We start from the raw sequence: 20,947 nt of genomic DNA, 5'->3' as shown, positions 1-20,947 counted from the left end.
TTTATTTAGATTTAGTTTAAATAGTTTGCTGATATTAATATGAGCAGTTACTTTTGCCGAAAAATTACTATTTATAATTGGTTTAAATAAACTTAAATGAAAAATCAAATTACATTTTTATTATTTTTTGTACTAACCTGGTTAGGTTTTTCACAAAATAATACCATTTCAGGAGTTGTTAATAGCTCCGCTTTTCAAGCTTTAGAGAACGTTAATATTGTACTAAAACAAACAGATGTTGGTACAGAAACCGATGTTGACGGTCGTTTTAAAATTGAAGACGTTGAAGCCGGCACCTATACACTATCATTTTCATTCATTGGATACAAAACAAAAGAAGTTGAAGTTTCAATAATCGCTAATCAGGATTTAGATTTAGGAATCATAACCCTTTATGAAGGAAATGAAATTTTAAATGAAGTTGTTGTTTATGGTGGTGAGGGTAATAAGTTCTCACGAAAGAAAACAGCATACGTTTCAAAATTACCACTAAAAGACATTGAAAATACTCAGGTTTACAGTACAATTACTACTAGTTTATTAGAGTCGCAAGTTGTAACTAATTTTGACGATGCTTTAAAAAATGCAGTTGGAGTTGATAAATTATGGGCTTCAACAGGTCGTGGAGGCGATGGCGCAGGTTACTACACTTTAAGAGGGTTTTCAGTACAGCCGCAATTAGTAAATGGATTACCAGGTTTAACTAATGGAACGATTAACGCTGCAAATATTGAGCGTATCGAGGTAATAAAAGGGCCTTCTGCAACATTATTTGGAAATGCCGTAAGTTCTTATGGTGGATTAATAAACGTGGTTACTAAAAAGCCTTTCGTTGGAACAGGTGGAGAGTTATCCTACACAGCAGGTAGTTATGGTTTAAATCAAATTGTTGGAGATTTTAATACAGCATTAGATAAAGATAAAAGTATTTATTTCAGAATTAATACCTCATATGCTAAGTCCGAGAGTTTTCAAGATGCTGGTTTTAACGAATCCTTCTTTATAGCACCATCTTTATCTTATAAAGTAAACAATAAATTGTCGTTTTCTTTTTACGGAGAAATTACGCAGGCCGAGCAAACAAACCCTATGTTTTTATTCTTAAATAGAGCAGCGCCTAGTGTAGCTTCAAACATGGATGAATTAGGGTATAACAATAAATTGTCTTTCACGAGTAACGATATCACACTACAAAATCCAACTCAAAACTACAGAGTTGAAATGGATTATAAATTGTCTGATAAATGGCAATCTCAAACTTTATTGTCAAGAAGTAATACTTCCACAACGGGTTACTACTCGTATTTGTATGATTTGGGAGGAAATCCAGTAGATACATTTTCAAGGTTTATTAATAAACAAAATGCGAATACGCAAACCACAGATATTCAACAAAATTTTATTGGAAACTTTAATGTTTTAGGATTACGAAATAGAATGGTTGTTGGTTTGGATTATTTAAATGCTACAAGTACTGATAACGGCTCAAGCTACGTGTATTATGGAAGCGTACAAGCCGATGGAACAACCGAAGATGGTTACCCATTATCAACTTCAGGGATTGATGCAGCCTTAGCAGGAGCTTCAGTAAATGATTTGAAATCGGAATACAGCATTTATAGTGTTTACGCTTCAGATGTAATAAACATAACAGAAGCTTTATCGGCTATGGTAGGTATTCGTTTTGATCGTTTTGATAATGACGGTAATCTTGCCACTTCAGATGATAATTATGAGCAAAATACCTTCTCTCCTAAATTTGGTTTGATGTTTCAGCCGATTTTAGATCAGTTATCTGTTTTTGCTAATTATCAAAACGGATTTACCAATGTGGCTCCACAATTAGTTGGCGATCCTAGCGCAGGACCACAAACCTTAAAAACTTTTGACCCTGAAGAAGCCAACCAATTAGAGTTTGGTGTGAAAACTAATCTGTTTTCAAACCGTTTAAATGCTACAGTTAGTTACTACGATATTAAGGTGAAAGATCAAGTGATTACCGATCCAGATTCACCATTCAATAAAATTCAAGGAGGAGAAGTGGTTAGTAGAGGTTTTGAAATTGAAGTGAATGCCAATCCGCTTGACGGACTTAATATTAGAGCAGGTTTTAGCAATAACTTTAGTGAAACTACAAAATCTGATAATACTAACATTCTTAACAGAAGACCACTTGAGGCAGGGCCAGAGACCTTATATAACTTCTGGGCTAATTATGAATTTCAAGAAGGTTTATTAAATGGTTTTGGAGCAGGATTAGGGTTTAATGGAGCAACCGAGCAATTTGCGATAAACTATGCTAATACAGGAGAGTTTATTTTACCAAGCTATACAGTTGCTAATGCTTCTTTATTTTATCAAGCGAATAAATACCGTGTTACTTTAAAATTAAACAATGCGTTTAATAAAGAGTATTACAAAGGGTGGACAACTATTACACCGCAATTGCCAAGAGCTTTAATTGCAAACTTCACCTATAAATTTTAATAATTAATTATAAAAACGAGGTTGTTTGAAGTCTTAATGATATAGTACATTTGTCGCATTAATTTTATCAAACAACCTTTTTTATTAGCCTATGAAATATAGAAAGCAAATATTAACACTTCACAAAATATTAGGTCTTGTAACTGGAGTCGTAGTATTTGTGGTAGCTATAACTGGTTGTTGTTGGGCTTTTAAAGAGGAAATAGAGAGTTTGTATTCAGATTATAAAACAGTTGAAGTACAAAACTTACCTCAAATAACTGTAACCGAGGCTCAAACAATTGCTCAAAAACTATTTCCAAACAATCATATTCACGGGGCTATTTTTGGAAAACCTGATGAGGCAATACAGGTTATTTTCTACGACCGAGAACCTGAGTTTTATCGAGATGTTTACCTAAACCCATATTCGGGTGAGGTTATTCAAATTAATGATAACCTTACTGGTTTTTTTCCATTTATTTTAAAGGGTCATATGCGTTTATGGTTTCCTAGAGAGATAGGCGAACAAATTGTAGGTGCGTCTATTTTAATCTTCATATTAATTATTATATCTGGCTTTTTATTATGGATTCCTAAACAGCGTAAAAACCTAAAGCAACGTATTACTTTCGATTGGAAATCTACCACCCGTTGGAAGCGTAAAAATTTCGATTTACATACCGTAGTAGGGTTTTATGTGTGTTCTTTAGCTTTAGTTTTGGCTTTTACCGGGACTGTGATTTCGTATAATTGGCTTAAATATGTGGTCTATAAATCAGCAGGAGGAGACAAAGTACCTGCTTTCATCATTCCTGAAAATAATACCGGACCGAAACTCGTTAAGGCGGGTACGGTATTACCAATCGATCAATTAATTCCTAAGCTTTGGAAATCAACTCCGAATGCAGAGAATTTTGAATTACATTACCCAGAGTCTGATAGCTCAAGTATATATGTGGAGGTGTCAAACAGTAAAGGGGTTTTTTACGATTCAGATTTTAGGTTTTTTGACCAAAACACCCTTGAAGAAATTGAGACGCCTGCTATTTACGGGAAATATGAAGATGCCAAATTTGCTGATAAAATTCTTAGAATGAATTACGACATTCATATCGGCGCCATTGGAGGGCTTCCTGGTAAAATCATCGCGTTTATCGTGAGCTTACTCACGGCTACTTTGCCAGTAACAGGTGTGCTACTTTGGTACGGTAGAAATTATAAAACCAAGAAAAGGGAGGAGAAAATAGCTGAAGCTGTGGCATCTTAATCTAAGGTGGGGCTCAAAAGGAAAATAAAGTTATGTTATCTTTCTTTCACTATTTTTGAAGCATGAGAAATTATAAAATAGCTTTAGTAACCTTTTTGATGTTTTTTAGTCTTTGCCATGCGGCGGAAACAACAAGTATGAATTTGAGCGATTTCAATAATACTGAACGTGTTCAAATTAATCAAGATGCATCAACTACTGAAGCCTTAAAATCTCGTTTTGAAGCTATTCAAAGTACTTTTAAAACGCAGCAGCATTTGTTTTCCACAAAGCAAATTTCAGAATCAAAGTATTTAAAGCATTTAAAAAAGCTTAGAAAAAAGGAGTTAAAACTTTTTAAGGCTGTTAAGAGGCATGAGTTTGGTGCAGATGAAATGACCGACTATAATTTCTGGCATCAAGGTGTTTTAAAATTTCCAACACAGATCGAGCAAGAGCTGTTACAATATGCTTCAAATCAATAGTGCTTTTACATCGCGGTTTTCTTCAAAAAGGATAAGTGTACTATTTCTTTAAAGGTCGATATCTTAAAAAATTTATTTGGTGTTAAGTTCGCTTTTCATGTAGTTGAACTTATAGTATTTATATCGTTTTAATTTTGACATAAAAAAACGCTTCAACCCTATATTATCAGGATTGAAGCGTTTTTGTATAATCTATTTATGGCAGTGCCATTACATCATTCCTGGCATACCACCACCCATTGGAGGCATTGCCGGAGCATCTTCTTTAATTTCGATTAAAGCACACTCTGTAGTTAAGATCATTCCAGCTACAGAAGCAGCATTTTCTAAAGCAATACGCGTTACTTTTTTAGGATCGATAATCCCTGCTTTAAGCATGTTTACGTAAGATTCAGATTTAGCATCGTAACCAAAGTCTTTTTTACCTTCTAATACTTTATTGATAACTACAGAACCTTCGCCTCCAGCATTTTCAACAATAGTTCTTAAAGGCGCTTCAATTGCTTTATTTACAATTTGAACACCTGTAGTTTCATCTAAATTATCGGTTGTGATTTTAGCTAAAACAGCTTTTGCTCTTACTAAAGCAACACCACCACCAGCTACAATACCTTCTTCAACGGCAGCACGAGTAGCATGTAAAGCATCATCAACACGGTCTTTTTTCTCTTTCATTTCAACTTCACTTGCAGCACCAACATAAAGTACAGCAACACCGCCAGCCAATTTCGCTAAACGCTCTTGAAGTTTTTCTTTATCGTAATCTGAAGTTGTTGTTTCTATTTGTGCTTTAATTTGGTTAACACGAGCCTTAATCGTTTCACCATCTCCAGAACCGTTTACAATAGTTGTATTGTCTTTATCTACAGTTACTGTTTCAGCAGTTCCTAACATGCTTAAATCAGCGTTTTCTAAAGTAAATCCGCGTTCTTCAGAAATCACAGTTCCACCAGTTAGAATAGCGATATCTTCTAACATAGCTTTACGTCTGTCACCAAAACCAGGAGCTTTAACAGCAGCAATTTTTAATCCACCACGTAGTTTGTTAACCACTAAAGTAGCAAGAGCTTGTCCGTCTACATCTTCAGCAATAATTAATAAAGGACGACCAGATTGTGCAACAGGCTCTAAAATTGGAAGAATCTCTTGTAAGTTAGAAATTTTCTTATCGAATAATAAAATGTATGGATTCTCTAAATCGGCAACCATTTTGTCTGAATCGGTTACAAAGTAAGGCGATAAGTATCCGCGGTCAAATTGCATACCTTCAACAACGTCTACATAGGTTTCCATACCTTTAGCTTCTTCAACAGTAATCACACCTTCTTTTCCTACTTTTTCGAAAGCTTTAGCGATTAATTCACCTATCGTATCATCGTTATTTGCTGAAATAGCAGCAACTTGTTTGATTTTTTCTGAAGAACTTCCTACTTTCTGAGCTTGATCTTCAAGGTCTTTAGTAATAGCCTCAACAGCTTTGTCGATGCCGCGTTTTAAATCCATTGGATTAGCGCCAGAAGCTACATTTTTTAAACCTTCTTTTACGATAGCTTGAGCTAAAACGGTAGCAGTTGTTGTTCCGTCACCAGCTAAATCGTTGGTTTTTGAAGCGACTTCTTTTACCATTTGAGCACCCATGTTTTCGTGCTCGTCTTCTAATTCGATTTCTTTAGCTACCGATACACCATCTTTGGTTACAGAAGGTGCTCCAAAACTTTTTGAAATAATGACATTACGTCCTTTAGGACCTAAAGTTACTTTTACAGCGTTTGCTAATGCATCAACACCACGTTTTAAACCGTCGCGTGCTTCAATATCAAATTTTATACTTTTTGCCATGATTATGTTTTATTTTTTTATTCCCTAGCAGGCGGGAATCTGTTTTAATTAATATTTACTTTTTTTTGTTGAGATTCCTGCCTTCGCAGGAATGACAAAACCTAAATTATTGCCAAAATATCGCTTTCACGCATGATTAAATAATCGGAACCTTCTAGTTTAAGCTCTGTTCCAGCATATTTACCATATAAAACAGTATCCCCAACTTTTACAGTAATGGGCTCGTCTTTTGTTCCTGGTCCAGCGGCTACTACAGTTCCTTTTTGAGGCTTTTCTTTTGCGTTATCTGGAATGATAATTCCTGAAGCGGTTTTAGTTTCAGCTGCAGCAGGTTCTATTAGAACACGGTCTGCTAAAGGTTTAATGTTTAATCCCATTTTAATTTATGTTTTTAATTATTAAGTTTAAATTACTAGACTACATGATTACGAAAAATATGCCAATAGCATATAACTGACAAACTTGCAGAAACAAAAAATGCCAACTTAAAAAGTTGGCATTTTTGTCTTGTATATGGTATGCAATGAATACTTATTCTGCTTCTTTAACAGGAGCTACGTCATTAGTTGCAGCTGGTGTTTCAGGTAAAGCTACAGGTGCTGGAGCAGCTTCAGTATCTAATGCTTTAGATTCGCCTGTACCAGGTCCTCTGTTAATAGCTACATTAGACGCTAAAATTAATACTAAAAGTAAAGTAGCTAAGTACCAAGTGCTTTTGTCTAAAAAGTCTGTGGTCTTTTTTACACCACCTAATTGTTGTGTGCCACCACCACCGAAAGATGATGATAATCCGCCACCTTTAGGGTTTTGAACCATGATTACTACGATTAGTAAAAACGCTACCACCACTATAAGGACTAAAAATATTGTAAACGTACTCATTGTTATTTATTATTTTGTTCTTGTAATTGCTCTACTGCTTTAATTTGGTTTGCAAAGAAACTACTTTTTTCTGGATATTTCAAACTTAAAATTTTATAAGATTGAATTGCCTTTTTAAAGTTTTTCTGTTCAACATAAATTCGCGCTAAAGTCTCTGTCATTAACGCTTCGGGCTGTATCATCTGGGCTTGCGCTAAATTACCCTTTTGCATTAATGGTTTCGTCGGACTGATTTTAGGGTTTTCAGCAATGAATTTATCAATAAGTTTGAATTTTTTCTCCTTCTCTAAATCGGTTGTAGCTGTCGGTTCTGGTGAAGGTTCATCACTTTTAACTTCCAGTTTTTCCTTTTCTGGTTCTCTTTCAATAGGTTGAAACCTGGTAAGTTGTAACCACTCGTTAAAAGAATGTGATTCTTGTTTATTAAAAGGTAGTGGTTTGCCTAATTCTAAAATGGCTTCGGCTGATTTTTCGTCAGGGTTTAAGTCTTGTTGTTTTTCTTGATCCTTTTCCGGAGTGTTCGAAATTATAGGGGTTTCTTTTAACGGCCTAGGTTCTTTAGGTTCAAAGAGGGCTGGATCTAAAACACCATCGGTATCATTAATTTGCTGATTAAGGCGATCGTCAATGGATACTTTTTTGTTGATGGAAAGATCTTCAGCTTCAACGGCAATGTCACCTAAGTAATTGCTATTGTTTTTTATGGTCTCCGAAATTTCATTTTGAAAGAATACTTCCGAAGTAATAAAATCAAACAAAATACTTCTATCGGTTGTATAGGCGGCTGTAATTTTAAGTTCTTTGTTGTACTGTAGACTACTTTGATCTTTTAAACCTTTGAGGTAAATAGCTCTTGCTGCTTGAAAATAAGGGTGTTTTTCAAGAATAGATTTTAATCCATCAGTTTGCTCATGAGTCAACTCTTGAGGCTTTTGAAGGATGTGTGTAAAATCTGCTTGTGTCATTTGTGGTTTGAATTTTAAGCCTGCCAATTACCATTTGGCTAATGTAGCGTTAAAGATATCTTGTGTGATACGTTCAAATATTTCTTCTTGGGCTGTTGTTTTTAAAGAACCAACTAGTTGATCGGTTCCTGGGTAGTCATAGAAAAACGAAAAACGCTGTTCTAGGTCGTCCTCTGGTTTTTTCTTGTTGAAGAACCGTAGACTTACACTTATAGTTAATCGGTTTTGAGCGGCTATTTGATCGGAAGTAGCCGTAGTTGGAGAAATTCTGTATTCGGTAATTTCACCTTCGTATACCAAATCTCCTCCTGAAGGCACTAAATTTAAATTGGTTTGATTTTGAATTAAGTCTTCTAGCGCCAATTTAAAGTCACGCTCTAAACCAGGCTCGATAAGTAAAGCGGTATTTTCAAAACGGTTTACTTGATATGTCGTTACGCCCGCAGGAATTGAAGCGCCTGTAAAAGAGTAGATTCCGCAACCTACAATAGTTAAGCTAAAAAGGATAAAAGTGAAGGGGATAATATATTTTCTCATTCTATGTACTCCTGATTTTGATGATAAAGGTTTGAGTGTAAACTTAAAGATCGTATTGTTTAATTTTTCTATATAATGTACGCTCGCTAATACCTAATTCTTGGGCTGCTAATTTACGTTTTCCTTGGTGACGTTCTAGAGACTTTTTAATAAGCTCTAGCTCTTTTTGATGTAGCGATAAGGTTTCTTCTTCTTCAATTTCTTCAGCAAAATGATATTTGTCTTGCACAGGTTGTAAATCCTCTTCCACCGTATGTTCTGGAATGGAAATTAATTCTGTATTGGTGTCTATCGATTCTTCATAATCTGTGTCTTCATCATCGGTATCACCATAAATTTTCTGAATCAAACTTTCGTTGTTTTTTTCAACATCTTTAGTGTTTCCGTTTTTCATCAATTCCATAGTGAGTTTTTTCAAATCGTTCAAATCACTTTTCATATCGAAAAGGACTTTATACAGAATTTCACGTTCACTACTAAAATCGCTTTCAGATTTTGATGTTTTTATAACAGCTGGCAGGTTGGTCGATGCGGAGTCTGGCAAATAACTACGAAGAATCTCTGAAGTAATCGTTCGGTTTTGCTCCAATACAGAAAGCTGCTCGGCAATGTTTCGCAGCTGACGAATATTACCGCCCCATCGGAACTTTGTAAGCATGGTTATGGCATTGTCACTAAGTTTTACGGTAGGCATTTTGTATTTCAAAGCAAAATCGCTAGCAAATTTCCTGAATAACAAATGAATATCACTTTGGCGCTCTCGTAATGGAGGTAGGTTGATATCTACCGTACTTAAACGATAATATAAATCTTCGCGAAATTTTTCTTTCTCGATAGCTTCAAACATGTTTACATTGGTTGCCGCTACAATACGCACATTGGTTTTTTGAACTTTACTCGAACCCACTTTTAGGAATTCACCATTTTCTAACACACGTAATAAACGTACTTGTGTGGTTAGGGGCAGCTCGCCAACTTCATCCAAAAAAATGGTTCCGCCATCGGCAACTTCAAAATAACCGGCTCTGGTTTGGGTGGCACCTGTAAAAGCGCCTTTTTCATGTCCAAATAGTTCGCTGTCAATAGTGCCTTCAGGAATAGCACCACAGTTAACAGCAATGTATTTGTTGTGTTTTCTATGTGATAATTGGTGTATTATTTTAGGAATACTTTCTTTACCAACGCCACTCTCTCCAGTAACTAAAACCGAAATGTCTGTTGGTGCTACTTGAATCGTTTTTTCAATGGCGCGATTTAAGGCAGGCGTATTTCCAATAATACCAAATCGTTGTTTTATAGCTTGAACTGATTCCATAATTTTGTTATTCCTGCGTAGGCAGGAATCTTATAGTTATTAATTATTTTGGCTTAAACCGATAGGTTCTCCAATTAAAGTCGCACTGGTACAATCTGTGACTTTAACATTTACAAAATCTCCAATGTTATAATCGGCTTTAGGGAACACACATACTATATTTTGCGACGTTCTACCAGACCATTGATCGGGTGATTTTTTAGATTCTTTTTCTATCAACACTTCCACAACAGTGTTTAAGTGCTCTTTGGTTCTAATTTCGCTATGAATACGTTGTAAGTCTACAATATCTTGTAGTCTACGTTTTTTTGTTTCCTCAGGCACATCATCTTCCATGTTTCTTCCGGCCATCGTTCCCGGGCGTTCCGAATAGGTAAACATATAACCAAAGTTGTATTTTACGTATTCCATTAAAGACACGGTGTCTTTAAAGTCTTCCTCGGTTTCTGTAGGGAATCCAACAATCATATCTTGGCTAATAGCACATTCGGGAATGATGCGGCGAATATTATCGATTAATTCAAAATATTCTTCACGTGTATGCAGGCGGTTCATGGCCTTTAAAATACGGTTGCTTCCGCTTTGTACTGGTAAATGAATGTGTTTACAAATATTATCGAATTTTGCCATGGTTTCAACCACATCAAGGGTTAAATCTTGAGGGTTAGAGGTAGAAAAACGAATACGCATTTTAGGTTGCGCTTTAGCACAAATCTCTAGTAGTTTTGCAAAGTCAACAGCTGTAGCCTTTTGCATGTCGGTAGCCTTAACAAAATCTTTTTTTAGTCCGCCACCATACCACAGGTAACTATCTACATTTTGTCCTAATAAAGTAATTTCTTTATAGCCTCTTTGCCATAAGTCATTTACTTCTTCAAGAATACTTTGAGGATCTCTACTGCGTTCACGGCCACGGGTAAAAGGTACCACGCAAAAAGTACACATATTGTCGCAGCCACGGGTTATAGAAACAAAAGCTGTTACGCCATTCGTATTAAGGCGTACCGGAGAAACATCACCATAAGTTTCTTCCTTCGAAAGGATCACATTAATAGCGTCTCTACCTTCATCCACTTCAGCGAGCAGGTTTGGTAAATCTTTGTATGCATCTGGACCAACAACTAAATCAACAATTTTTTCTTCTTCAAGAAATTTGGTTTTTAGTCGTTCTGCCATACAGCCTAAAACCCCAACTTTCATTTTCGGATTTTGATCGCGTTTTACAGCATTGTATTTTTCAAGGCGTTTGCGAACGGTTTGTTCGGCTTTGTCTCTAATGGAACAGGTGTTTACTAAAACTAAATCGGCTTCTTCCAATTTTTGAGTCGTATTAAAACCTTGGTCGGCCATAATAGAAGCTACGATTTCGCTGTCACTAAAATTCATTGAGCACCCATAACTTTCAATAAAAAGTTTGCGTTTATTTTCAGCTTTTTGCTCTAAAACTAAGGTGTTTCCTTGTTTGTTTTCGTCTATAATCTTTTCCATAATTTACTGAAACCTTTAACGGTCAATAAGCACGCAAAGATACAATATATTAATGATTTGTGACAAAGTGACAGTTTTATTTTAGCAGAGAATTAAGAACGTTTTTACATATAGTAGACGTTATGCTTTAGTTTGTCCTAAAAAAAATTAATTTTAGGGGCAAATAATAAAAATCAACAAGAACCATCCATCTGTATGAACACATTAGAACACTTATTTAATAAAATTGAAAACGCAAAAGCTTTAGATTTTGGAATCATTATAGACGAGGTTATTACGCTATATAAAATGGTTTGGCAAAAAGGGGCTGTGCTTTTTTTATTAATGATGGTTTGTGGGGCGGCAGTTGCTGTCGTGTTTACCATAATAGGTCTGGCGCCTACTAGTGAGATTTTTGTTAATGGCGAGTTTGATATTGAAGGGTTTGTAAATTCATATTCGAAAAATGCTTTGTATAGCGTCCCTCAAAATATTTTGATGAGTACCTTAACCATGGCCTTTTTAGCCGCCTTTTATAGAATGTGTAGCTTCGAGTTATTAGGAAAACCTTATCAGAACGATTATTTTTATTTTTTTAGAAACGGGTACTTTTCAAAGCTTTTAACTTTAGGTATGATTTACACAGGTATTTCTACAATTGCTCAGTTGTTGTTTTTAATACCATTAATATATGTGTATGTGCCATTGTCGTATATCGCCGTCATTTTTGCGTTTAATCCCGATTTAACCGAAATAGAAATTGTAAAAGCGAGTTTTAAATTAGGAAATAAAAAGTGGTTAATCTCTTTCGGTACGATGTTCGTTGGTGCGTTAATGGGAATGCTAGGGATTTTAGGTTGTGGAATAGGGGTTATATTTACCATAGCTATAGCTTATTTACCTGTGCTTTTTATTTATAAAGAGGTGATTGGTTTTGAGTATCAAAGTCCAATAGACGAAATTGGTTCTACTTTTTAAGAGGTCTTGTTTTTATCAGAATTGACAATTCTCCAATCTAAAAAAAGACCGTTTTTTATTTAATTAATTAACAGATAATGACCAAAATGTTACAGATAACGTTTTTTTCATATACATTTGTAGCTTCAAAAAGTGAAGTATGGCGAAGAATTTAGTGATCGTAGAGTCACCTGCAAAGGCAAAAACCATTGAAAAATTTCTAGGTAAAGATTTTAAAGTTGAATCGAGTTTCGGACACATTTCCGATTTACCATCTAAGGAATTAGGCGTTGATGTTGAAGGTGATTTTAAACCAAAATACGAAGTTTCAAAGGATAAAAAAGCAGTTGTAAAAAAACTGAAGGACCTAGCGAAAAAAGCCGAAATGGTTTGGTTGGCAAGTGATGAGGATCGTGAAGGAGAGGCTATCGCATGGCATTTAGCTGAAACGCTAAAATTGGATAAAGAAAAAACAAAGCGTATTGTTTTTCACGAGATTACTAAATCTGCTATTCAAAAAGCGATTGAAAACCCTAGAGGTATCGATTACGATTTGGTTGATGCACAGCAAGCCCGTCGTGTACTAGATCGTATTGTTGGTTATGAGTTGTCACCCGTACTTTGGAGAAAGGTTAAAGGTGGTTTGTCAGCAGGACGTGTGCAGTCTGTTTCTGTACGTTTAATTGTTGAAAAGGAACGTGAAATTGAAGGTTTCGAGGCAGTAGCATCTTATCGAATAGATGCCGAATTTTCAAATGAAGACGGACAAACCTTTAAAGCAAAACTTCCTAAAAACTTTTCAACCAAAGAGGAAGCTCAAAAATTCTTAGAACAAAATGCTACGGCCGATTTTAAAGTTGCAGATCTTCAAAAGAAACCTGCTAAAAAATCACCAGCAGCACCATTTACAACATCAACACTTCAGCAAGAAGCTTCTCGTAAACTGTATTTTTCAGTAAGTAAAACCATGACTATGGCACAACGCCTATATGAAGCGGGTTTAATTACTTATATGAGAACGGATAGTGTGAATTTATCGGATGAAGCACGTCAAGGTGCCGAAGCTGAAATCAAAAATGCATACGGAGCAGAATATAGTAAACCAAGAAATTATAAAGGAAAAGCCAAAGGGGCGCAAGAGGCTCACGAAGCGATTCGTCCAACGAGTTTTGCAACCCATTCGGTAGACATCGATAGAGATCAAGCACGTTTATACGATTTGATTTGGAAACGTGCCATTGCTTCGCAAATGAGTGAGGCTGAATTGGAACGTACTAATGTGAGAATTAATGCGTCAACGCATGAAGAAACATTCACTGCTAACGGTGAGGTGATCACCTTCGATGGTTTCTTAAAAGTATATCTAGAAGGAACAGATGACGAGGATGTAGAGCACGAAGGAATGTTACCTGCTTTACGTGTTAATGAAGCGCTACTTAATAATTATATCACGGCTACCGAGCGTTATACGCGTCCGCCAGCACGATATACAGAGGCTTCGTTAGTTAAGAAATTGGAAGAGCTTGGTATTGGACGTCCATCAACTTATGCGCCTACAATTTCTACCATTCAAAATAGAAATTATATCGAAAAAGGTACCGTTGATGGCGTAGAGCGTGACTATACGCAACTTACACTAAGTAACGGACAAGTAAAAGATATAACCCTAACAGAAAAAGTAGGTTCAGATAAAGGGAAATTAGTGCCTACCGATATCGGTATGATTGTTACCGATTTCCTAGTGAATCATTTTGATGCGATTTTAGATTACAATTTTACTGCAAAAGTAGAAGCGGATTTTGATGAAATTGCTGAAGGAAACGAAGACTGGACGAAGATGATGAAAAACTTCTATAAAGATTTTCATCCTGTTGTGGAAGATGTAAAAGAAAATGCCGATCGAGAATCTGGTGAACGTATTTTGGGTAAAGATCCAAAAACAGGCAAGCAGGTTAGTGTGCGTTTAGGGCGTTTCGGACCTATGGTTCAAATAGGAACGGTTGACGATGAAGAAAAGCCACAATTCGCAAGTTTAGGACCAGACCAGCAATTAACAACTATCACTTATGAAGAGGCGATGGACTTATTTCAGCTTCCTAAAACTTTAGGGGAGTTTCAAGGTGAAGAGGTGTTAGTGAATAACGGACGTTTCGGACCTTATGTGAAGTTTGGTGACGCGTTTGTGTCGCTGCCTAAAGGTGTTGATCCTTTAAGTGTGGAACTGGATGATGCTATTGTTTTAATTAAAGAAAAACAAAAAGCTGATGCGCCTATATATATGTATAAGGATTTACCTGTTCAAAAAGGAAAAGGGCGTTTTGGACCATTTATTAAATGGAACGATATGTTCATTAATGTGAATAAAAAATACGATTGGGATAACTTATCTGATGATGATATTGTTGAATTAATTGAAACGAAAATTCAAAAAGAAATCGATAAGGTTATTCATAATTGGGAAGATGAAGGTATTCGTGTAGAGAAGGCCCGCTGGGGAAGACACAACGTGTTAAAAGGTAAAATTAAAGTAGAATTGCCTAAAACGGTTGATGTTACCGACATGACTTTAGAAGAAGCTCAAGGCATTATTGAAGCCAATACACCAAAGAAAAAAGCAACCAAAAGAAAACCAGCAGCTAAAAAGAAACCTGCTGCTAAAAAGAAATAGTATTAGATGAATTTTAATTTCCTTTCGCCGGTTTCAGATTTAGTATTAGCTCATAACGAATTATTATCAACACAAGCTCTAGGAAGAAAACTTAAAATACATTCTGCTCAACTCGGGATTCCAGATCTCGATGGTGTAGATATCGCTATTATTGGTGTTCTGGAAAATAGAAATGATATCAATTATATTGGTGAGGAATTTCAGTTAAATGAAATTCGTAAAGCCTTCTATAGTTTGTTTCCTGGTAGTTGGAATACTACCGTTGCCGATTTAGGTGATATTCACAAAGGCGAATCTGTTGAAGATACTTATTTTGCAGTAAAGGAAGCTATAAGCATCTTAGTGCAAAAGAAAATCATACCAGTTATTTTAGGAGGATCTCAGGATTTAACCTATGCGAATTATCGTGCTTACGACGATTTAATTCCTATGGTTAATATTGTAAATGTAGATGCTCAATTCAATTTAGGAGATTCGTCAAAACCTATAAAAAACAACAGTTTTGTAGGTAAAATTATTCTGGATGAACCTTACAACCTTTTTAACTACGCTACTATAGGCTATCAAACCTACTTTAATTCTCAAGAAGAGTTAGATCTTATGGATAGTTTGTATTTTGAATCCTACCGACTGGGGCAGGTATCTCACGATATTACTTCAGTAGAGCCAGCACTAAGAGATGCGAATATTGTAAGTATCGATCTGAACGCGGTTAAAGGTTCTGAGCTTGGGCTTAATCAAAGGTATTCACCAAACGGATTAGACGGGAAGGAAATCTGCGCTATTGCCCGTTATGCCGGAATTAGCAATAAAGTGAGCTCTTTTGGGATTTATGAATATAAGCCCTCAAAAGATGATGAGATGACTTCTTTACTTATAGCTCAGATGTTATGGTATTTTATTGAGGGTGTAAACTACCGCGTGCTGGATGATGATTTTTCTGATGAAAATAGCTATCAAAAGTTTACAACGCTTATTGAGGAGGAGGATTTAGTCTTCTATAAAAGCAATAAAACAGGGCGTTGGTGGATAGAAATACCTTTTTTATCGGAAGTTAATAATAAATTGAAGAGACATACGTTATTACCTTGCACACATCAAGATTATACTGATGCTTGCAATAATATAATTCCAGAGCGTTGGTATAAAGCGTTTCAGAAAAATTGTGTTTAACAACTCGTAGTACGTTAATCCGATATACTACCGTTGAAGTGTTATTTTTTCACGATGAAACGTTATTTTTTTAGATAAATAGTTGTTTTTTAAAAAATATATAAATATGTTTACGCTCTCGGAATCGAAAAGCTAAATAAATTAACCTCGAGTTTACTATGGATATGAAGAAGTTATTATTATTAACCACAGTTCTAGCAGTTCTGGCCAGTTGTGGCTCTAAAGATAGGGGCGAACTAGTTGGTGTGAAAGGAAAAAAATGGCATCCAGAAAAGCCTTATGGGATGCAGCTTATTCCTGGTGGCGCATTTATCATGGGTAAGGCTGATGATGATCTGGCTGGCGTACATGATGCACCTGCGAAAACGGTTACTGTGCGTTCTTTTTACATGGACGAAACAGAAATTACTAATAGCGAATACCGTCAGTTTGTAAACTGGGTAAGAGATTCAATTGTAAGAATGAAATTGGCTGTTTTAGCTGATGAGGTAGGATTAACTCCTGAAGATGGAGGTATTGGAGAGTATGCATTTAAAGATGTAGATACAACCAATATGTCTGTTTATGAAAAGTATATGTTTGAAAACTATACGGGATTAGGACCAACAGGTTATGAAGGAAGAAAAATTAACAAAGACGTTGATTTGATTTTTGATACTGCCGAATATCCAGATGAGTACTATACAGAGGTTATGGATACTATGTATTTGCCTTTAGAAGAGTCTTTTAACGGGCAACGTACTTGGGATGTAACGAAATTTAAATTTCAATACAATCACATGGACATTCAAGAAGCTGCTAGAAATAGAGGTGTGAAGCGTAAAGACGTTATCTTGAAAGAAGAAATTGAAATTTATCCAGATACTACAGTGTGGATTAGAGATTTTGCTTACTCGTATAACGAGCCAATGCATAACGATTACTTCTGGCACGATGCTTTTAGTGATTATCCTGTAGTAGGCGTAACTTGGAAACAAGCTAAAGCATTTTGTGAGTGGAGAACACTTTGGAAAAATACTTACCAAAAATCTAAAGCAGGATCTTCTCCTGTGAATACATTCAGATTGCCTTCTGAAGCAGAGTGGGAATACGCTGCTAGAGGTGGACTACAAGCAGCAACTTACCCTTGGGGTGGGCCTTATACAAAATCGGATAGAGGATGTTTTATGGCAAACTTTAAACCTGTAAGAGGTGATTATGCAGCCGATCAAGCTTTGTATACTGTTGAAGCTAAGTCTTACGACCCTAACGATTACAACTTATACAATATGGCTGGAAACGTTTCAGAATGGGTAAATGCATCTTACGATCCTTCAGCATACGAATATACATCTACAATTAACCCGAGTGTTAACGATGCCGATAACCAACGTAAAATCGTTAGAGGTGGTTCTTGGAAAGATGTTGCTTACTTCTTACAAGTAAGTTCAAGAGATTATGAATATGCAGATTCAGCAAGAAGTTATATTGGCTTTAGATCCGTTCAAGATTATATGGGGACACAAGTAACAGCGAACGGTCAAAAGTAATATTCCAATTTTTTTAAAATAATTAAAATTAACCTACTAAAAATTTAAAACCGAACATTATGGCAAAGTCAAAAGCAAGCAAGAAATTTATGAATATGGCATACGGATTAGGTGCCGCTATCGTAATTGTTGGAGCATTATTCAAAATTATTCACTTCGAAATCGGACCATTAACAGGTAACGTTATGTTAACAATTGGTCTTGTTACTGAAGCAATTATTTTCGCATTATCAGCATTCGAACCAGTTGATGAAGATTTAGATTGGGCTTTAGTATACCCAGAATTAGCAGGTGGAGCTAAAGCAGATAAAGCTGAAGCAAAACAAGACGCACAAGGATTATTATCTAAAAAATTAGATGATTTATTAAAAGAAGCTAAAATTGATGGAGAATTAATCTCTAGCTTAGGTAACAGCATTAAGAACTTCGAAGGTGCAGCTAAAAACATCAGCCCAACAGTTGATTCTATCCAAGCTACTAAAAAGTACGGAGAAGAAATGTCTTTAGCAGCTGCTCAAATGGAGTCTTTAAACAGCTTATATAAAGTACAATTAGAAAGTGTAAACAAACAAGCTACTATCAACCAAGAGTCTGTAGAAAATGCAGCTAAGTTAAAAGAGCAAATGCAAGCTTTAGCATCTAACTTATCTTCTTTAAATGGAGTTTACGGTGGGATGTTATCTGCAATGAGTAAATAATTAGGGGAATTAATCTCGAATTAAAATAATTAATCAAGACCTAATTAATAAACATGGCAGGAGGAAATTTATCACCTAGACAGAAAATGATTAATCTGATGTATTTAATATTTATAGCGATGCTAGCTTTAAATATGTCAAAAGAAGTGCTTTCAGCCTTCGGATTAATGAACGAAAAGCTTACAAAATCTAATGTGTCAAATACTGTTCAAAACAACAGTTTTATGGCAAGTTTAGAGCAAAAAGCTACAGATCAACCAGAAAAATACGAACCATTAAAAGCTAAAGCGGTTCAAATTGACGCCTTAGCAAAAAACTTTGATGATTATTTATCAGAATTAAAAGGTAAAATGACCGCTAAAATTGATGATCCTACAGATTATGAGATCATGGATAAAGGGGATTACCTTGATGAAAACTTCTTCCAAGGAGATAAAATCAAAGAAGATGGTAAAGAGTTTTTAAACCAAATAGCAACTTTTAGAGATGGTGTTGTAAACCTTTTAAAAGATGAAAAAGGTATGGAGTCTGTTATTAAAGATGTGCAAGCAGAATTTAATACCGATCCTGTAACGAACAGAGATGGTTTAGAAGTAAACTGGTTAGATTACCACTATAAAGGATTCCCTTTAGTAGCTTCATTAACTAAAATGACGCAACTACAGGCAGATATTAAAACTACAGAATCTGAAGTTTTATCTACAATGTTACAAGGGACACTTTCTAGCGAGGTATCTATGACAAACTATACGACGTTAATGGAAACATCAAAATCAGCTTACTTTAATGGTGAGGAGTTTGATGGAAACATTGTACTAGGTCGTAAAGATGCATCTACTAAGCCAACACGTGTAGAGTTAACTTTAGACGGTAAAGCACTTACTGAAGATCAATACGTTATTGAAGAAGGTAAAGTGAAATTAAAAATTGGTACGGGTAATGTAGGAGAGCATAAAATTGAAGGTAAATTAATTTTTGCTCAAGATGGTGAAGAAATTGAAGTACCTGTAAATTCATCTTTCGCAACAGTTTCTAAACCAAATTCAGCGACTATTTCTGCTGATAAAATGAATGTTGTATATAGAGGTGTTAAAAACCCTATGACGATTTCATTTGCAGGTATCCCTGACAATAAAGTAAATGCTAGTGCCTCTGGTTTATCTAGAAAATCTGGAAGTTCTTACGTTATGGATGCAACACGTATTAAAGGTAGAGAAGTAACTATTAATGTTACTGGTACTTTACCAGATGGTACTAAAGTTGGAGATAAAGCTAAATTTAGAATTAAAGATTTACCAAAACCAACTGGTACTGTTAGAGGTGAAGATGGATCTATTAAAATGCAACGTAATAGTTTGAAAATTTCTACTATTGGAGCTAAGTTTGATGATTTCGATTTCGAATTACCTTTACGTGTTACAGGATTTAAATTTAAAGTGCCTGGACAACCAACCATTAATGTTAATGGAAACAAGTTAGATAGTAGAGCACAACAAGCTTTAGCTCGTGCTAAACGTGGGTCAGGTGTTCAAATATTTGACATTGAAGCTAAAGCAACTGGAGTAAGTGTAATACTTAAGAAAGTATCTCCAGTGTTTATTGAGCTTACAAATTAAAAGTTCTATAATAATATAACAGAACTTATCGTTAATACATTAAGTATTTAAGGTAAATAAGTACAATATATAACATCCGTAAAGATGATGTTGCTTGCAACGGAAACCATGCGGATGTTTTATAATACCATTAGAAATAATAAATATAAGCAGATGAAATTAAGAAATTTTTTATTAACCCTTGTAGCTGTTTTTACAGTCTCTAATATATTTGCTCAGGCGAATATATTAAATGCAAAAAGCCCTGATGAAATTGGTGTTAGAACAGAAAGTCAAAAAGCTGTAGATAACGATAAACCTTTGGAGTATGGCTATGTTGATGATAGAGATATCTTATTTTCAAAAATGGTTTGGGAAAAGATTGTTCTTGATGAACGTGCAAATTTCCCATTATATTACCCAATCGACACGAACAATATCGGACACGATAGACGTTCGTTGTACGATGTGCTTATGAAGAGCATTCAAAATGGTGATATTGAAAATATTTATAGTGACTCTTATTTTACAACAAAAAGAACACTTAAAGATATTGAAGCTTCGTTAGCGATGGTTGATACTACTGAATTAGGTATCGAGCAAATTAATGCTGGTGAAGAATTATCTGTTGAGTATATTAACAGAAGAGATCTTACAGCTGCTGATATTAAAGAATACCATATTAAAGGATTGTGGTATTTTGACAAACGTCAAGCTGAAATGAAATACCGTTTATTAGGTATTGCACCAGTGGCTCCGGATGTTAACTTTATTGATACAGATCAACAAGATTTAGTAGAATTATTTTGGGTATTCTTCCCAGATGCTAGAGAAGTTTTACACGAAGCGAAATCTTTTAACAATGAAAATAGTTCAATTCCTTTTTCATTCGATCACGTTTTAAATGCACGCCGTTTCCATGGTTATATTTATAGAGAAGAGAATGTACAAGGTGATAGAGCGATTTCAGAATATGTATCAGATAATGCTTTAATGCAATTGTTAGAATCACAAAGAATCAAAGATAAAATTAGAGATTTCGAGTTAGATATGTGGACTTACTAATTTCTAACTTAATAAATAATATTAAAAGCGCCTACTTTTTAAAGTGGGCGCTTTTTG

The 20,947-nt window shown here is 35.3% G+C and carries 17 protein-coding genes; 10 read left to right on the top strand and 7 right to left on the bottom strand.

Annotation, left to right across the window (positions count from 1 at the left end; translation table 11 throughout):
• Positions 1–96: 96 nt before the first annotated feature.
• The 3 genes from JJL45_RS15980 to JJL45_RS15970 all read left to right on the top strand — a co-directional run bounded on the left by JJL45_RS15980 (position 97) and on the right by JJL45_RS15970 (position 4,200).
• A complete protein-coding gene (locus tag JJL45_RS15980) occupies positions 97–2,487 on the top strand; it encodes a TonB-dependent receptor (RefSeq protein ID WP_068601688.1) in 2,391 nt (796 codons plus the stop codon).
• Between the two features lie 91 nt (positions 2,488–2,578).
• A complete protein-coding gene (locus tag JJL45_RS15975) occupies positions 2,579–3,736 on the top strand; it encodes a PepSY-associated TM helix domain-containing protein (protein ID WP_068601690.1) in 1,158 nt (385 codons plus the stop codon).
• 62 nt (positions 3,737–3,798) lie between these two features.
• On the top strand, positions 3,799–4,200 hold the full coding sequence (locus JJL45_RS15970; RefSeq protein WP_068601692.1) for a hypothetical protein: 402 nt from the start codon (positions 3,799–3,801) through the stop codon (positions 4,198–4,200).
• Between the two features lie 210 nt (positions 4,201–4,410).
• On the opposite strand, the gene groL is transcribed toward JJL45_RS15970, so the two are convergent.
• From groL to miaB, 7 genes are all read right to left on the bottom strand, one after another.
• On the bottom strand, positions 4,411–6,039 hold the full coding sequence (gene groL, locus JJL45_RS15965; RefSeq protein ID WP_067144629.1) for a chaperonin GroEL: 1,629 nt from the start codon (positions 6,037–6,039) through the stop codon (positions 4,411–4,413).
• A 101-nt stretch (positions 6,040–6,140) separates the two neighbouring features.
• Positions 6,141–6,416: a co-chaperone GroES gene (groES, locus tag JJL45_RS15960; RefSeq protein ID WP_068601694.1), complete on the bottom strand. Its 276-nt coding sequence runs from the start codon at positions 6,414–6,416 to the stop codon at positions 6,141–6,143.
• Positions 6,417–6,570: 154 nt separating this feature from the next.
• Positions 6,571–6,921 carry a preprotein translocase subunit SecG gene (gene secG, locus JJL45_RS15955; RefSeq protein ID WP_068601696.1) on the bottom strand — a complete coding sequence of 117 codons (351 nt, stop codon included), beginning with the start codon at positions 6,919–6,921 and terminating at the stop codon, positions 6,571–6,573.
• Between the two features lie 2 nt (positions 6,922–6,923).
• Positions 6,924–7,886, bottom strand: a complete 963-nt coding sequence (locus JJL45_RS15950; RefSeq protein WP_068601782.1) for a hypothetical protein — start codon at positions 7,884–7,886, stop codon at positions 6,924–6,926.
• Between the two features lie 27 nt (positions 7,887–7,913).
• Entirely contained in the window at positions 7,914–8,423 is a 510-nt protein-coding gene (gene lptE, locus JJL45_RS15945) for an LptE family protein (RefSeq protein WP_067144625.1), read from the bottom strand.
• Positions 8,424–8,466: 43 nt separating this feature from the next.
• Positions 8,467–9,738, bottom strand: a complete 1,272-nt coding sequence (locus JJL45_RS15940) for a sigma 54-interacting transcriptional regulator (protein WP_068601698.1) — start codon at positions 9,736–9,738, stop codon at positions 8,467–8,469.
• A gap of 39 nt (positions 9,739–9,777) precedes the next feature.
• Positions 9,778–11,226, bottom strand: a complete 1,449-nt coding sequence (gene miaB / locus JJL45_RS15935; RefSeq protein ID WP_068601700.1) for a tRNA (N6-isopentenyl adenosine(37)-C2)-methylthiotransferase MiaB — start codon at positions 11,224–11,226, stop codon at positions 9,778–9,780.
• A gap of 195 nt (positions 11,227–11,421) precedes the next feature.
• Between miaB and JJL45_RS15930 the strand changes: the two genes are divergently transcribed.
• From JJL45_RS15930 to gldN, 7 genes are all read left to right on the top strand, one after another.
• Positions 11,422–12,183, top strand: coding sequence for a hypothetical protein (locus JJL45_RS15930; protein ID WP_067144615.1), 762 nt, complete (start codon positions 11,422–11,424; stop codon positions 12,181–12,183).
• Between the two features lie 139 nt (positions 12,184–12,322).
• On the top strand, positions 12,323–14,830 hold the full coding sequence (topA, locus tag JJL45_RS15925; RefSeq protein WP_068601703.1) for a type I DNA topoisomerase: 2,508 nt from the start codon (positions 12,323–12,325) through the stop codon (positions 14,828–14,830).
• Positions 14,831–14,836: 6 nt separating this feature from the next.
• The gene (locus tag JJL45_RS15920; RefSeq protein WP_068601706.1) at positions 14,837–16,003 is read left to right on the top strand and encodes a formimidoylglutamase; all 1,167 of its coding nucleotides are present in this window, start codon (positions 14,837–14,839) and stop codon (positions 16,001–16,003) included.
• 158 nt (positions 16,004–16,161) lie between these two features.
• Positions 16,162–17,532: a gliding motility lipoprotein GldK gene (gene gldK, locus JJL45_RS15915; protein ID WP_082935843.1), complete on the top strand. Its 1,371-nt coding sequence runs from the start codon at positions 16,162–16,164 to the stop codon at positions 17,530–17,532.
• Between the two features lie 59 nt (positions 17,533–17,591).
• On the top strand, positions 17,592–18,230 hold the full coding sequence (gene gldL, locus JJL45_RS15910) for a gliding motility protein GldL (protein ID WP_067144609.1): 639 nt from the start codon (positions 17,592–17,594) through the stop codon (positions 18,228–18,230).
• A 53-nt stretch (positions 18,231–18,283) separates the two neighbouring features.
• The gene (gene gldM / locus JJL45_RS15905; RefSeq protein ID WP_068601708.1) at positions 18,284–19,846 is read left to right on the top strand and encodes a gliding motility protein GldM; all 1,563 of its coding nucleotides are present in this window, start codon (positions 18,284–18,286) and stop codon (positions 19,844–19,846) included.
• A 153-nt stretch (positions 19,847–19,999) separates the two neighbouring features.
• Entirely contained in the window at positions 20,000–20,890 is an 891-nt protein-coding gene (gldN, locus tag JJL45_RS15900; RefSeq protein WP_068601787.1) for a gliding motility protein GldN, read from the top strand.
• Positions 20,891–20,947 lie beyond the last annotated feature (57 nt).

It is taken from the genome of Tamlana sp. s12, assembly GCF_016767215.1.
In the GTDB taxonomy this organism is placed as follows: Bacteria; Bacteroidota; Bacteroidia; order Flavobacteriales; family Flavobacteriaceae; genus Pseudotamlana; species Pseudotamlana agarivorans.
The sequence above is the reverse complement of the archived record's forward strand: the minus strand, read 5'-3'. Positions and strand labels throughout refer to the sequence as shown.

What these genes read in the sequence shown, in the direction of transcription:
- groL (WP_067144629.1), bottom strand. Translation starts at nt 6,039, where the DNA reads ATGGCAAAAAGTATAAAATTTGATATTGAAGCACGCGACGGTTTAAAA.
- gldK (WP_082935843.1), top strand. Translation starts at nt 16,162, where the DNA reads ATGGATATGAAGAAGTTATTATTATTAACCACAGTTCTAGCAGTTCTG.
- secG (WP_068601696.1), bottom strand. Translation starts at nt 6,921, where the DNA reads ATGAGTACGTTTACAATATTTTTAGTCCTTATAGTGGTGGTAGCGTTT.
- groES (WP_068601694.1), bottom strand. Translation starts at nt 6,416, where the DNA reads ATGGGATTAAACATTAAACCTTTAGCAGACCGTGTTCTAATAGAACCT.
- topA (WP_068601703.1), top strand. Translation starts at nt 12,323, where the DNA reads ATGGCGAAGAATTTAGTGATCGTAGAGTCACCTGCAAAGGCAAAAACC.
- JJL45_RS15980 (WP_068601688.1), top strand. Translation starts at nt 97, where the DNA reads ATGAAAAATCAAATTACATTTTTATTATTTTTTGTACTAACCTGGTTA.
- JJL45_RS15950 (WP_068601782.1), bottom strand. Translation starts at nt 7,886, where the DNA reads ATGACACAAGCAGATTTTACACACATCCTTCAAAAGCCTCAAGAGTTG.
- lptE (WP_067144625.1), bottom strand. Translation starts at nt 8,423, where the DNA reads ATGAGAAAATATATTATCCCCTTCACTTTTATCCTTTTTAGCTTAACT.
- JJL45_RS15930 (WP_067144615.1), top strand. Translation starts at nt 11,422, where the DNA reads ATGAACACATTAGAACACTTATTTAATAAAATTGAAAACGCAAAAGCT.
- JJL45_RS15975 (WP_068601690.1), top strand. Translation starts at nt 2,579, where the DNA reads ATGAAATATAGAAAGCAAATATTAACACTTCACAAAATATTAGGTCTT.
- JJL45_RS15940 (WP_068601698.1), bottom strand. Translation starts at nt 9,738, where the DNA reads ATGGAATCAGTTCAAGCTATAAAACAACGATTTGGTATTATTGGAAAT.
- JJL45_RS15970 (WP_068601692.1), top strand. Translation starts at nt 3,799, where the DNA reads ATGAGAAATTATAAAATAGCTTTAGTAACCTTTTTGATGTTTTTTAGT.
- gldN (WP_068601787.1), top strand. Translation starts at nt 20,000, where the DNA reads ATGAAATTAAGAAATTTTTTATTAACCCTTGTAGCTGTTTTTACAGTC.
- miaB (WP_068601700.1), bottom strand. Translation starts at nt 11,226, where the DNA reads ATGGAAAAGATTATAGACGAAAACAAACAAGGAAACACCTTAGTTTTA.
- gldM (WP_068601708.1), top strand. Translation starts at nt 18,284, where the DNA reads ATGGCAGGAGGAAATTTATCACCTAGACAGAAAATGATTAATCTGATG.
- JJL45_RS15920 (WP_068601706.1), top strand. Translation starts at nt 14,837, where the DNA reads ATGAATTTTAATTTCCTTTCGCCGGTTTCAGATTTAGTATTAGCTCAT.
- gldL (WP_067144609.1), top strand. Translation starts at nt 17,592, where the DNA reads ATGGCAAAGTCAAAAGCAAGCAAGAAATTTATGAATATGGCATACGGA.